A 13416-nucleotide genomic window follows, 5' to 3' on the forward strand; every position below is an offset into this window, starting at 1 on the left:
TAGGCTAACCTAAGTCGAACGGGACCCCCGCCCCTCTTTTCGTCCCGGCCCAGCCCTCGCCCCACCCGTCCCGCTCGGACTCTCCCGCACGGAGGACCCCCACATGCGCTCGCACCTGCTCAATGACACGACCGCGGAGCGGTACCGCCGCTCCGTGACCGAAGGAATCGAGCGGGTGGCGGCCAAACTCGCCACCACCGAACGACCGTTCACGGGTGTCACGGTCGACGCCCTCGCTCCCCGTATCGAGCGGATCGACCTGGACCGCCCGCTGCACGACACCAGCGCCGTCCTCGACGAGCTCGAAGAGGTCTACCTCCGGGACGCGATCTACTTCCACCACCCGCGCTACCTCGCGCACCTCAACTGCCCGGTGGTCATACCCGCCGTGCTCGGCGAGGCCGTCCTGTCCGCCGTCAACTCCTCCCTGGACACCTGGGACCAGTCGGCCGGCGGCACCCTCATCGAGCGCCGGCTCATCGACTGGACCAACGAGCGCATCGGCCTCGGCCCGGCCGCCGACGGCGTGTTCACCAGCGGCGGCAGCCAGTCCAACCTCCAGGCCCTGCTGCTGGCCCGCGAGGAGGCGAAGCCGGGGAACGAACCGGGCGACAACGCGGCCAAACTCCGTGTCTTCGCCTCCGAGGTCAGCCACTTCAGCGTCAAGAAGTCGGCCAAACTCCTGGGCCTCGGCGCGGACTCCGTCGTCCCGATCCCCGTCGACCAGGACAAGCGCATGCAGACGCTCGCCCTCGCCCACGAGCTGGAGCGCTGCGAGCGCGACGGCCTGGTCCCGATGGCCGTCGTCGCCACCGCCGGCACCACCGACTTCGGCTCCATCGACCCGCTGCCCGAGATCGCGCAGCTGTGCGCCCAGTTCGGCGCCTGGATGCACGTGGACGCGGCCTACGGCTGCGGACTGCTCACCTCCCTCAAGAACCGGGACCGCCTCGAGGGCATCGAGCGCGCCGACTCCGTCACCGTCGACTACCACAAGTCCTTCTTCCAGCCCGTGAGTTCGTCCGCCGTGCTGGTCCGCGACGCCGCCACCCTGCGCCACGCCACCTACCACGCGGAGTACCTGAACCCGCGCCGCATGGTCCAGGAGCGCATCCCCAACCAGGTCGACAAGTCCCTGCAGACCACCCGCCGCTTCGACGCCCTCAAGCTGTGGATGACGCTGCGTGTGATGGGCGCCGACGGCATCGGCGAGCTCTTCGACGAGGTCTGCGACCTGGCCCAGGAGGGCTGGAAGCTGCTCGTGGCCGATCCCCGCTTCGACGTGGTGGTCGAGCCGTCCCTGTCCACCCTCGTCTTCCGCTTCATCCCGGCCGCCGTCACCGACCCGGCCGAGATCGACCGCGCCAACCTCTACGCCCGCAAGGCCCTGTTCGCCTCCGGTGACGCCGTCGTCGCGGGCACCAAGGTCGGCGGCCGTCACTACCTGAAGTTCACCCTGCTCAACCCCGAGACCACGGCCGACGACATCGCCGCCGTGCTCGATCTGATCGCCGGCCACGCCGAGCAGTACCTGGGAGAGTCCCTTGACCGCGCTTCCTGAATCCGTCGAAGCCACTGGAGAGGCCTACGACTTCGTGGGCATCGGGCTCGGGCCCTTCAACCTCGGCCTCGCCTGCCTCACCGAGCCGATCGCCGAACTGGACGGCGTCTTCGTCGAGTCCAAGCCGGACTTCGAGTGGCACTCCGGGATGTTCCTGGAGGGCGCGCACCTCCAGACCCCGTTCATGTCGGACCTGGTGACCCTCGCCGACCCGACCTCCCCGTACTCCTTCCTCAACTACCTCAAGGAGTCCGGGCGGCTGTACTCCTTCTACATCCGCGAGAACTTCTACCCGCTGCGGGTCGAGTACGACGACTACTGCCGCTGGGCCGCCTCGAAACTGAGCAGCGTCCGCTTCAGCACGACGGTCGAGGAAGTGACGTACGAGGGCGATCTGTACCACGTACGGACGGCAACCGGCGAGGTGTTCCGCGCCCGCCACCTGGTCCTCGGCACCGGAACACCCCCGTACATCCCCGAGGCCTGCGCGGACCTCGGCGGCGACTTCATCCACAACTCCCGGTATCTCCAGCACAAGCGGGAGCTCCAGGCGAAGAAGTCGATCACGCTCGTCGGCAGCGGCCAGTCCGCCGCCGAGATCTACTACGACCTGCTCAGCGAGATCGACGTCCACGGCTACCGGCTGAACTGGGTCACGCGCTCTCCGCGCTTCTTCCCGCTCGAGTACACCAAACTCACGCTGGAGATGACCTCCCCGGAGTACATCGACTACTTCCACGCGCTGCCCGAGCCGACCCGCTACCGCCTCCAGACGGAGCAGAAAGGCCTGTTCAAGGGCATCGACGGCGAGCTGATCGACGCGATCTTCGATCTGCTCTACCAGAAGAACCTCGGCGGCCCCGTCCCGACGCGCCTGCTCACCAACTCCTCCCTGAACTCGGCCGCTCACGAGAACGGCACGTACACCCTGGGCCTGCGCCAGGAGGAGCAGGGCAAGGACTACGAGCTGAGCTCCGAGGGCCTGATCCTGGCCACCGGCTACAAGTACGCCGAGCCCGCGTTCCTGAAGCCGGTGCGCGACCGGCTGCGCCACGACTCCCGCGGCAACTTCGACGTGGCCCGCAACTACTCCATCGACACCACGGGCCGCGGCGTCTTCCTGCAGAACGCGGGCGTCCACACCCACAGCATCACCAGCCCCGACCTGGGCATGGGCCCGTACCGCAACGCGTCCATCATCCGTGAGCTGCTCGGCACCGAGTACTACCCGGTCGAGAAGACGATCGCGTTCCAGGAGTTCGCCGTATGAGCACCACGAGCCGTACAGACACGACCACCGACGTGGGCACCTTCACCATCCGCCCCCTCGACCCCATCCAGGACGCCGAGCTGCTGCACGGCTGGGTGACGCACCCCAAGGCCGCCTTCTGGATGATGCAGGAGGCGAGACTGCACGACGTGGAGCGCGCGTACATGGCGATCGCGGCCAGCGAGTACCACGACGCGTTCCTGGGGTCGCTGGACGGCGAACCCGTGTTCCTGATGGAGCGCTACGACCCGGCGCACGTGGAGCTGGTCGGTCTGTACGAGCCCGCGCCCGGAGACGTCGGCATGCACTTCCTGGTCGCGCCGGCGGACACACCGGTGCACGGGTTCACCCGGGCGGTGATCACCGCGGTGATGGAGCACCTGTTCGCCGACCCGACGACCGCGCGGGTCGTCGTCGAGCCCGACGTGCGCAACGCGGCCGTGCACGCGCTGAACGAAGCGGTCGGGTTCGTGCCCGAGCGCGAGATAGAGAAGCCGGAGAAAAGGGCGTTGCTGAGCTTCTGCACCCGGGAGCGGTTCGAGCGGGCGGCTGGGGTGACCGTATGAGCCTCGCCGACGCCGTGGCCCACCTCTCCCCCGAGCGCTGGGAGCGCGCCAACCGCCTCCTCGTCCGCAAGGCCCTCGCCGAGTTCGCGCACGAGCGCCTCATCACTCCGGAGTCCGACGGCGACGGCGGGTACGTCGTCCGCAGCGACGACGGCCTGACCCGCTACCGCTTCTCCGCCACCCTCCGCTCCCTCGACCACTGGCAGGTCGACCCCGAGTCGATCACCCGCCACCGCGACGGGGCCGAACTGCCGGTCGCGGCACTCGACTTCTTCATCGAGCTGAAGACGTCGCTGGGCCTGAGCGACGAGGTGCTGCCGGTCTACCTGGAGGAGATCTCCTCCACCCTCTCGGGCACCTGTTTCAAACTCACCAAGCCGCAGATCCCGTCCGCCGAGCTCGCGAAGGCCTCCTTCCAGGAGATCGAGACCGGCATGACCGAGGGCCACCCCTGCTTCGTCGCCAACAACGGGCGGCTCGGCTTCGGCGTGCACGAGTACCTCTCGTACGCGCCCGAGACCGCGAGCCCGGTCCGGCTGGTGTGGCTGGCCGCGCACCGCTCCCGGGCCGCCTTCACCGCGGGTGTGGGCATCGAGTACGAGTCCTTCGTCCGCGCGGAGCTGGGCGCCGGGACGGTCGAGCGGTTCGCCGCCACCCTCACCGAACAGGGCCTCGACCCCGAGGACTACCTGCTCATCCCCGTCCACCCCTGGCAGTGGTGGAACAAGCTCTCGGTGACCTTCGCGGCCGAGGTCGCCCAGCGCCATCTGGTCTGCCTCGGCGAGGGCGACGACGAGTACCTGGCCCAGCAGTCCATCCGGACGTTCTTCAACACCAGCAGCCCCGAGAAGCACTATGTGAAGACGGCGCTGAGCGTCCTCAACATGGGCTTCATGCGCGGTCTGTCCGCCGCCTACATGGAGGCGACCCCGGCCATCAACGACTGGCTGGCCCAGCTCGTCGAGAACGATCCGGTGCTCAAGTCCACCGGCCTGTCGGTCATCCGCGAGCGCGCCGCCGTCGGCTACCGCCACCTGGAGTACGAGGCCGCCACCGACCGCTACTCCCCGTACCGCAAAATGCTCGCGGCCCTGTGGCGTGAGAGCCCGGTCCCCTCGCTCCAGGAGGGCGAGAGCCTGGCCACCATGGCCTCCCTCCTCCATGTCGACCACAGGGGCGCCTCCTTCGCGGGCGCGCTGATCGAGCGGTCGGGGCTGACCCCCGTGGAGTGGCTGCGCCGCTATCTGCGCGCCTACTTCACGCCCCTCCTGCACAGCTTCTACGCCTATGACCTGGTCTACATGCCGCACGGCGAGAACGTCATCCTCGTCCTCAGGGACGGCGCCGTGCAGCGCGCGATCTACAAGGACATCGCCGAGGAGATCGCCGTCATGGACCCGCAGGCGGTGCTGCCGCCCGTGGTCGAGCGGATCCGCGTCGAGGTCCCCGAGGACAAGAAACTGCTGTCCATCTTCACGGACGTCTTCGACTGCTTCTTCCGCTTCCTGGCGGCCGACCTGGCGAACGAGGGCATCCTCGACGAGGACGACTTCTGGCGGACGGTCGCCCAGTCCGTACGCGAGTACCAGGAGTCGGCGCCGGAACTCGCCGACAAGTTCCGGCAGTACGACATGTTCGCGCCCGAGTTCGCGCTGTCCTGCCTCAACCGGCTCCAGCTGCGCGACAACCGGCAGATGGTGGACCTGGCCGATCCGTCCGGCGCACTCCAGCTGGTCGGCAGCCTGAAGAACCCGATCGCGGGTCTCTGAAACCGGTGGGGCTCAGGAGTACGGTCCTCCTGAGCCCCATCTTTCCCGGCGACGCCGCTTACGCCGTGGGCCAGGGCACCTGGGGCGAGCGGTAGTAGCCGATCCCCAGCGCCTCCCAACGCGGCCCCTGCGCCGCGAGCCGCACCTTGTAGGTGTCCCAGTCGTGCGTCGAGGCGGGCGACCAGCCGAGCTCGGCCGCACCGGGCAGCCGCGGGAAGGTCATGTAGTCGATGTCGGCCCCCGTGACGATGGTCTCCGACCACAGCGGCGCCTCGACGCCCCGGATCGCCGAAGCCGGCGCTCCCGGAAGGTAGGCGCCCGGATCCCAGTCGTAGGACCGCTTCACCTCCACCAGGCCCGCCCAGTCCTGCCCGAGCGGGGTGTCGGCGGTGTACTTCATGTCGAGGTAGACCCGGTCGGCGGGCGACAGCACGAGCCCCGTCCCGTTCCGCGCGGCCGCGGCGACCTGCGCCTTCTCCGTGGCACTGGTGTCGTCGAGCCCCCAGTACTGCGCGATCGCGCCCTTCACCGGGTGCGCCCCGGTCAGCTGGTGCCAGCCGATCACGGTCTTCCCGTACTTGGCGACGACGGGCTGCACCTTGTCCATGAAGGTGACGTAGTCGGCGTGGCTGGTGGAGTGGGCCTCGTCCCCGCCGATGTGGAGGTACTTGCCCGGCGTGAGGGCCGCCAGCTCCCGCACGACGTCGTCCACGAAGTCGTACGTCACCGGCTTCGCCACGCACAGCGAGCTGAACCCGACGTCGGTGCCGGTGTAGAGCGGGGGCGCGGTCCCGTTGCAGTTCAGCTGGGCGTACGAGGCGAGCGCGGCGTTGGTGTGGCCCGGCATGTCGATCTCCGGGACGACCTCCAGATAGCGGGAGGCCGCGTATCGCACGATCTCCTTGTAGTCGGCCTTGGTGTAGTAGCCCCCGTGCCCGCCGCCGACCTGCGTGGACCCTCCGTACGTGGCGAGCCGCGGCCAGGAGTCGATCGCGATGCGCCAGCCCTGGTCGTCACTCAGGTGCAGATGCAGCTTGTTGACCTTGTAGAGGGCCAACTCGTCGATGTACCGCTTGACTTGCGCGACACCGAAGAAGTGCCGGGAGACGTCGAGCATCGCGCCGCGGTAGCCGTAGCGCGGGCTGTCCTTGATGGTGCCGCCCGCGACGAGCCAGGGGCCGGCCTGCACGGAGTTCTTCTCGACGGCGGCGGGCAGCAGTTGGCGCAGCGTCTGCACGCCGTGGAAGAGCCCGGCGGGCGCGGCGGCCGTGATGGTGACGCCGCTTCGCCCGCTGTCCAGGCGATAGCCCTCGGCACCCGTGGACCCCGCCGCGATCCGCAGCCGGATACCACCCGTGCCGTGCGTGGTGACGGGCAGTCGGTACCCGGTGGAGGGACGCAGGACATCGGCCAGATACGCGCCGACCCGGCGGGCCTGGGGCGAGTCCTCGACCCGGATACGGGTGCCGTCGGTGATGCGATACGGGGATCCGCCCGCGTGGACCGAGGCGGGGGCCGGCACCACCTGCCCGAGCGGGGTCGCGGTGCGGCCCGACTCGGAGTGTGCGGCACCGGCGACTGAGACACCGGCGGCCGCCACGAGCAGCAGCGTACCGAGAAGACGGGGCGTTCTGTGCTGTCTCACATGCGCTCCCTTCGAAGGACCCTGCAAATCAATTGCGGATGGGTGTAGACCACTCTTCCGCAGACCCGGTGAAACAATCCCCCTCATGGCGGAAATCATCCAGAAGGACGGGACGTGGACCTTCGACGGCGACGCGCTGCGGCTGACTCCGGGGCGCGACAAGAACGTGAGCCTGCTCCGCAGAACCTTGGGTGAACTGACCGTCCCCCTGGGAGCGTTGGCGGGGATTTCCTTCGAACAGGGCAAGAAGAGCGGGCGGTTGCGGCTCCGACTGCGCGACGGTGCCGACCCGCTGCTCCAGGCGACCGGCGGCAGGCTCGCCGAGCCGAACGACCCCTACCAGCTCACCGTGGAGTCCGACCGCTACGGCGTAGCCGAGTACGTCGTGGACGAGGTGCGGGACGCCCTGCTCCTGGACCGGGTGCCGGCCGACCCGGTCGACGGCTATCTGCTCCCGGGCCCCTCCGTGCCGCTGTCCGTCTCCGCCGGCGACGGCACCGCGAGCTTCGACGGCGAGCACGTGCGCCTGGAGTGGAACTGGAAGACCGAGGACTCCAAGTCCGCCGCCGGAGCCCGCTCGCTCGCCCTCACCGACCTCACCACCGTCGAGTGGCACCCCGCGGTCGGCCTGGAGAACGGCTACCTGCGCTTCACCGTCCGCGGCGGGGAGACCAAGGCCCCACCGAAGTACGACCCCAACTCCGTCGAACTGTGGGGCTTCAAGAAGGACCCGCTGATGGCCCTGGTCGCGGCGGCGGTACAGGCCCGGCTCCCGCATCCCGCGGCCTCCCCGGAAGCCGCGCGGGCGGCGGAGCAGCCGGCCGCGATCGCCCCGGAGGACGATCACGACGCCCTGCTCCGCCGCCTGCGCGAACTGGGCGACCTCCACAGGTCCGGCGTTCTGACGGACGAGGAGTTCGCCACAGCCAAACGGGCGGTCCTCAAGCGGATGTAGAAATCCGCGACGAGGACCGCCCGAGGTCGTCCCACCTTGCCTTCTAGGCATACGACCAGTGGAGCGCCCCTTCAGGGGCGCGGGGCTATGACATGTGCGGCTCCGCCGCGTGGGCGCGACCAGCCACACTCAGCCCGCAGACAAAGTCACCGAGCGCGACGGGCCACCGTGAAGTGGTCAACTTCGGCACCCGTCTCGGCAATCCCCCGCACCGTCAGCGTGGCCAGCCGGCCCTTGTGCGCGGGCGTGACATCCACCCGGAGGAAGGAGTAGTTGAGGTAGCGCACCCGGGACCAGGCGACCGTCTCGTTCTGCTTGCCGTCCTTGAGGTTGATGAAGGAGGCGACGGAGTCGACCTCGTTCTCGTGGCCCTCGTACGACTCCGGGGCGGTGAACGCGTACAGGCTGCGCCCCGCCGCGCCCGCCGTCACGTACACGACACCGTCGGTCTCCGGGTACGCCGTGCCGCCGATCGGCAGCTTCTTGGTGACCGCGTTGCCCTTGATGACGTCCGTGCGCTCGTACTGGTGGTTGTGGCCGTTGATGACCAGGTCCACCGTGTACTTCTCGAACAGCGGCACCCACTCCTGTCGCACGCCCCCCTCCGAGGCGTGCGCCGTGGAGGTGCAGTACGCGCAGTGGTGGAAGAAGATCACGATGAAGTCGACGTCCTTGGACGCCCGGAACTTCTTGAGCTGGCCCTCGAGCCACTTCGTCTGCGTTCCTCCGGATATGCCCAGGTTCGCCGGGATCTCGAAGGAGATGTCGTTGGCGTCCAGCGAGATGATCGCCGTGTTGCCGTAGACGAAGGAGTAGACGCCGGGCAGGTTCTTCTTGTCGGGCCCGTTGTCCGGAAGCGTCCAGCGGGCCTCTTCGCCGCCGTAGCCGTTGGGCGAGTACCAGGCCTCCATGTCGTGGTTGCCGTACGCGGGCATCCACGGGACCTGCTTGGCGACCGTCTCGGTCTGGGCGAGGAACTGGTCCCAGATGCGCGAGTCGAAGCCGGTGTCCTCCTTCTTGCCCGCACCGGCCGGGTCCGCGTACGCGATGTCGCCGGCGTGCAGGTGGAAGGACGGGTTCTGGCCGAGCAGCAGGGCGTCGTTGGCGAGGCCGTGGTAGCCGACACCTTCGTCGCCGAAGGCCGTGAAGGTGAACGGCTCGGCGTGCGAGGGCGCGGTGGTGAAGGTGCCGAGCGTGCCCAGCAGGTGGGGCGCGCAGGGGTCGAAGCCCGCGTGGCCGACGCCGTAGTAGTACGTCTTGCCGGGGCGCAGGTGGGTGAGCTTGGCGTGCAGGTAGTACTGCGTGTGGTCGCCGCTCGCGCCGACGCCCGCCGGGGTGTAGAGGGTGCGGACCTCGGCCTCGATCTTGCGGGAGAGGTCCCAGGGGTGGGCGCCGATGCGGATGAACGGCTTCTTCACCGCGGCCGGAACCTGCCAGGAGACCGTGATCTCCGTACGCGGGTCGTTGCCGAAGGCGAGGTGACGGCCGAAGGGGGCGACGAGGGCGCCGTCGACCTTCTCGGTCGAGGAGGTGGTGGCCCGCGTCGGGGCAGCGGCCTGTGCGACGGCGCCGGGCACGAAGGTGCCGCCCGCGACGGCGCCGAGGGTCACGGCCCCGCCTCTGATCATGTTGCGCCGGGAGAACTTGGCGCGGAGATACTCGTGCTGCTCTGCCATGGTCATGCGCTCGGCGAGCTTCTCCGGTACGCCCATGCGTGGAGTGTCCATGGCCACAGAAGTTGCTCCCGGCAATCGACGCGGCACAAGACGCAGGATGGACAGCTTGCTAACAGCCCCCCATAAGACCTTCAACAGCCACTTGCCCGATATCGGGCAAGATTCTTGCGAATCGGCTCCTGGTACCTCAGGATCAACGGGTGCACGACGAACTTGTTGATCACCTGACGCGCTCCACCCCCCTGAACCGGGGCGAGGCACTGCGGGTGATCCAGGACGTGCTCGCCTACTTCGACGAGACGACCGAGGACTACGTCCGTCGCCGCCACCGCGAGCTCCAGGCCCAGGGCCTGGTCAACGCGACGATCTTCGAACGGATCGAGGCGGACCTGAAGTACCGCGCGGTCGCGCCGCCGGAGCTCACGCTCAGGCAGCTGCGCCGCATTGTCTACGGCTGAGGAATACATATACATGTGCGGAATCGTCGGATACATCGGCAGGCGTGACGTGGCACCGCTGCTGCTCGAAGGCCTCCAGCGCCTGGAGTACCGCGGCTACGACTCGGCGGGCATCGTCGTCACGACGCCGAAGTCGGCCGGTCTGAAGATGGTCAAGGCCAAGGGCCGGGTCCGTGACCTGGAGGCCAAGGTCCCCGCACGCTTCAAGGGCACGACCGGCATCGCCCACACCCGCTGGGCCACCCACGGCGCCCCCTCCGACGTGAACGCGCACCCCCACATGTCCGCCGACAGCAAGGTCGCGGTCGTCCACAACGGCATCATCGACAACGCCTCCGACCTGCGCAAGAAGCTCGAGGCGGACGGTGTCGAGTTCCTCTCGGAGACCGACACCGAGGTCCTCACCCACCTGATCGCCCACTCCCAGGCCGAGAAGCTCGAGGACAAGGTCCGCGAGGCACTCCGGGTGATCGAGGGCACGTACGGCATCGCGGTCCTGCACGCCGACTTCCCCGACCGCATCGTGGTGGCCCGCAACGGCTCCCCGGTCGTCCTCGGCATCGGCGAGAAGGAGATGTTCGTCGCCTCGGACATCGCCGCCCTGGTCACCCACACCCGCCAGATAGTGACCCTGGACGACGGAGAGATGGCCACCCTCAAGGCCGACGACTTCCGCACGTACACCACCGAGGGCACCCGTACGACGGCCGAGCCGACCACCGTGGAGTGGGAGGCGGCCTCGTACGACATGGGCGGCCACGACACGTACATGCACAAGGAGATCCACGAGCAGGTCGAGGCCGTGGACCGGGTGCTGCGCGGCCGCATCGACGACCGGTTCTCCACCGTTCACCTCGGTGGCCTGAACCTGGACGCCCGTGAGGCGCGCCAGATCCGCCGCGTGAAGATCCTCGGCTGCGGCACCTCGTACCACGCGGGCATGATCGGCGCCCAGATGATCGAGGAGCTCGCCCGCATCCCCGCGGACGCCGAGCCGGCCTCCGAGTTCCGTTACCGCAACGCGGTCGTCGACCCCGACACCCTGTACGTGGCCGTGTCCCAGTCCGGTGAGACGTACGACGTACTGGCCGCCGTGCAGGAGCTGAAGCGCAAGGGCGCGCGGGTGCTCGGTGTGGTCAACGTCGTCGGCTCGGCGATCGCCCGCGAGGCGGACGGCGGCATGTACGTCCACGCGGGCCCCGAGGTCTGCGTCGTCTCGACGAAGTGCTTCACCAACACGACCGTCGCCTTCGCGCTGCTCGCGCTGCACCTCGGCCGTACCCGTGACCTGTCGGTCCGCGACGGCAAGCGGATCATCGAGGGCCTGCGCAGGCTGCCCGGGCAGATCTCCGAGATCCTGGAGCAGGAGGACGAGATCAAGAAGCTGGCCGAGGAGTACGCCGAGGCCCGCTCGATGCTCTTCATCGGCCGCGTCCGGGGCTACCCGGTGGCCCGTGAGGCCTCCCTGAAGCTCAAGGAGGTCTCGTACATCCACGCCGAGGCCTACCCGGCCTCCGAGCTCAAGCACGGCCCGCTGGCGCTCATCGAGCCCGCGCTGCCCACGGTCGCGATCGTGCCCGACGACGACCTCCTGGAGAAGAACCGCGCCGCCCTGGAGGAGATCAAGGCCCGCAGCGGCCGGATCCTCGCGGTGGCGCACCAGGAGCAGGAGAAGGCCGACCAGACGATCGTCGTCCCGAAGAACGAGGACGAGCTGGACCCGATCCTCATGGGCATCCCGCTCCAACTCCTCGCCTACCACACGGCATTGGCCCTGGGCCGCGACATCGACAAGCCGCGCAACCTGGCCAAGTCGGTGACGGTGGAGTAAAAATCCACCAGTCCACCGAAGCGACAACTGAGGAACCCTCGCGGCGCGCAACCACCTCCGCGAGAGCGGCGCCGGTTTAGGCGCAAAGGACGAGAACGGGTCCCTGTGCCACGCCACCAGCGCACAGGGACCCGTTCCTTCAGGGGGCCGGGGCCGCCCATGCCCCGGCCCGCGCCGACGTCAGCCGGTGGCCGTCACCCCCCGGCCGGCGGCGCGTCCGGGCAGTGCGGTGGGCCAGTGAGCCATGGCCGCCGTGGCCCCGTACCAGGCGAGCGCGCCGCCCGCGACGGCGAACCAGCCGCCGACCTTCCCCAGACCTCCGCTGTCGCCGAACTGCCCGACGGCCAGCAGGAGAAGGGCGACGAAGAGCAGCGCGTACGTCCCTCGGGTGAGAAGGGGGGCGCCGCTCGCGCCGGCGGTCAGGCTGAGCGCGACGAGCGCGAACAGGAGCAGGAAGAGACCGGTCGCGTTGGCGGACATCTGCGTGCCGGCCGTGACGCCCCAGGTGAACCAGAACGCACCGAGCGCCGTGAAGGCCGTACCGGTGAAGGCGTCGTGGTCGCGGAAGGCGAACAGCCCGGCTACGAAGAGCGCGATGCCACCGACATAGGTGGCGAGGGAGACGGAGTCGGCCGCTGTCACGCCGTCGATCACTTGGGTGTTACCGAGGCCGAAGAGCAACAGGGTGAGGCCGAGCGCGAGGTGGCCGAGGGTCGAGGTGATGCTTCCCGCGGCGACGTCTTTGTCCACGGCGGGCTCCCTTCATGCATGTGCAGTTGTGCTGCGTGGTACCGGCCGTGCGGTTGGTCCGGTGACCGGTATGTACCCTTCACAAGGGCACATACCACCTCTACGCGCGAGTAGATTCGTGCCGGTTCAGGCCCCCGCCAAAGGGAGTTGACGGTAGGTCAGGGGGCACGTCGGAGGATGCGTCAGGGGATGACGATCACCGGGCGCTGCGCACGCTTCGCGAGCCGTCCGGCCACCGAGCCGAAGATGCGTCCGACGATGCCGTGCGTGGAGCCGACCACGATCGCGTCCGCCTCGTACTCCCGTCCGACCTCTTCGAGTTCGTGACAGATGTCACCGCCACGCTCGACGAGGATCCAGGGCACCTCGGCCAGGTATTCGGCGCACGCGAGTTCGAGGCCGAGTACCTCGGTGCGGTGGTCGGGCACGTCGACGAAGACCGGTGGTTCACAGCCCGCCCACACCGTGGTGGGCAGCCGGTTCGCGACATGCACGATGATCAGGCCCGAGCCGGAGCGGTGGGCCATGCCGATCGCGTAGGCGAGGGCGCGCTCGCTGGACGTCGAGCCGTCGAAACCGACGACGACGCCGTGCTTGAAGGCAGGATCGCAGGACTGGCGGGGTTCTTCCGCCGCCAGGGGCTCGGCCGCCGTGGGATCGGCGAGCGGGCGCTTGCGGTCCGCGGGATCGAAGAATTCGTGACCGGCCATGGGTATCTCGGCGTTTAGATCCTCGTGGTGGGGACGACAACGTGCGGCAGAGCTGTGTCCGGGAATCATCTTCCCAACCCCATACCCCCAAGGGTACGGCGGCACGCCTCCTCTGCCCAGATCTCGCGCGCGCTGCGCGGCGTTCCCCGGAGCATGCATGAGAGGCGCCCTTAACGCAATGGTTGCTGCCCCGTACAGGCGGTTTGCACAGGGTTCACCCAGGCT

General features: G+C 68.8%; 11 protein-coding genes. 7 read left to right on the forward strand and 4 right to left on the reverse strand.

Features of this window, described 5'->3' with window-relative positions:
- The first annotated feature begins 103 nt into the window (after positions 1–103).
- The 4 genes from desA to FNV62_RS20565 are packed head-to-tail and all read left to right on the forward strand — an operon-like array spanning position 104 to position 5166.
- Positions 104–1561: a lysine decarboxylase DesA gene (gene desA, locus FNV62_RS20550; protein ID WP_144315501.1), complete on the forward strand. Its 1458-nt coding sequence runs from the start codon at positions 104–106 to the stop codon at positions 1559–1561.
- The gene (locus FNV62_RS20555; protein ID WP_211178987.1) at positions 1545–2831 is read left to right on the forward strand and encodes a lysine N(6)-hydroxylase/L-ornithine N(5)-oxygenase family protein; all 1287 of its coding nucleotides are present in this window, start codon (positions 1545–1547) and stop codon (positions 2829–2831) included. The genes desA and FNV62_RS20555 overlap by 17 nt, the downstream gene beginning before the upstream one ends.
- A complete protein-coding gene (locus tag FNV62_RS20560; RefSeq protein WP_144315502.1) occupies positions 2828–3397 on the forward strand; it encodes a GNAT family N-acetyltransferase in 570 nt (189 codons plus the stop codon). Before FNV62_RS20555 ends, FNV62_RS20560 begins: the two co-directional genes overlap by 4 nt.
- Positions 3394–5166 (forward strand): IucA/IucC family protein, encoded by a 1773-nt coding sequence (locus FNV62_RS20565; RefSeq protein WP_144315503.1) that lies wholly within the window; start codon positions 3394–3396, stop codon positions 5164–5166. The genes FNV62_RS20560 and FNV62_RS20565 overlap by 4 nt, the downstream gene beginning before the upstream one ends.
- A gap of 58 nt (positions 5167–5224) precedes the next feature.
- Here the strand turns inward: FNV62_RS20565 and FNV62_RS20570 are convergent, their stop codons facing one another.
- Positions 5225–6811: a beta-N-acetylhexosaminidase gene (locus FNV62_RS20570; protein WP_060901900.1), complete on the reverse strand. Its 1587-nt coding sequence runs from the start codon at positions 6809–6811 to the stop codon at positions 5225–5227.
- A gap of 85 nt (positions 6812–6896) precedes the next feature.
- Between FNV62_RS20570 and FNV62_RS20575 the strand changes: the two genes are divergently transcribed.
- A complete protein-coding gene (locus FNV62_RS20575; RefSeq protein ID WP_143613446.1) occupies positions 6897–7766 on the forward strand; it encodes a DUF4429 domain-containing protein in 870 nt (289 codons plus the stop codon).
- A gap of 146 nt (positions 7767–7912) precedes the next feature.
- Here FNV62_RS20575 and FNV62_RS20580 read toward each other — a convergent pair whose 3' ends face one another.
- Entirely contained in the window at positions 7913–9478 is a 1566-nt protein-coding gene (locus FNV62_RS20580) for a purple acid phosphatase family protein (RefSeq protein WP_144316502.1), read from the reverse strand.
- A gap of 164 nt (positions 9479–9642) precedes the next feature.
- Here FNV62_RS20580 and FNV62_RS20585 point away from each other — a divergent pair, with 164 nt between their 5' ends.
- Together FNV62_RS20585 and glmS are read left to right on the forward strand one after the other, a co-directional pair.
- Entirely contained in the window at positions 9643–9900 is a 258-nt protein-coding gene (locus FNV62_RS20585) for a hypothetical protein (RefSeq protein ID WP_054232868.1), read from the forward strand.
- A gap of 13 nt (positions 9901–9913) precedes the next feature.
- A complete protein-coding gene (gene glmS / locus FNV62_RS20590) occupies positions 9914–11731 on the forward strand; it encodes a glutamine--fructose-6-phosphate transaminase (isomerizing) (protein ID WP_060901897.1) in 1818 nt (605 codons plus the stop codon).
- A gap of 180 nt (positions 11732–11911) precedes the next feature.
- Here glmS and FNV62_RS20595 read toward each other — a convergent pair whose 3' ends face one another.
- Positions 11912–12481 carry an acetate uptake transporter gene (locus tag FNV62_RS20595; RefSeq protein WP_144315504.1) on the reverse strand — a complete coding sequence of 190 codons (570 nt, stop codon included), beginning with the start codon at positions 12479–12481 and terminating at the stop codon, positions 11912–11914.
- Between the two features lie 182 nt (positions 12482–12663).
- On the reverse strand, positions 12664–13191 hold the full coding sequence (locus FNV62_RS20600; protein WP_054232865.1) for a universal stress protein: 528 nt from the start codon (positions 13189–13191) through the stop codon (positions 12664–12666).
- Positions 13192–13416: the final 225 nt, after the last annotated feature.

Origin of the sequence: Streptomyces sp. RLB3-17, from assembly GCF_007113425.2 — a bacterium.
GTDB lineage: Bacteria > Actinomycetota > Actinomycetes > Streptomycetales > Streptomycetaceae > Streptomyces > Streptomyces mirabilis_D.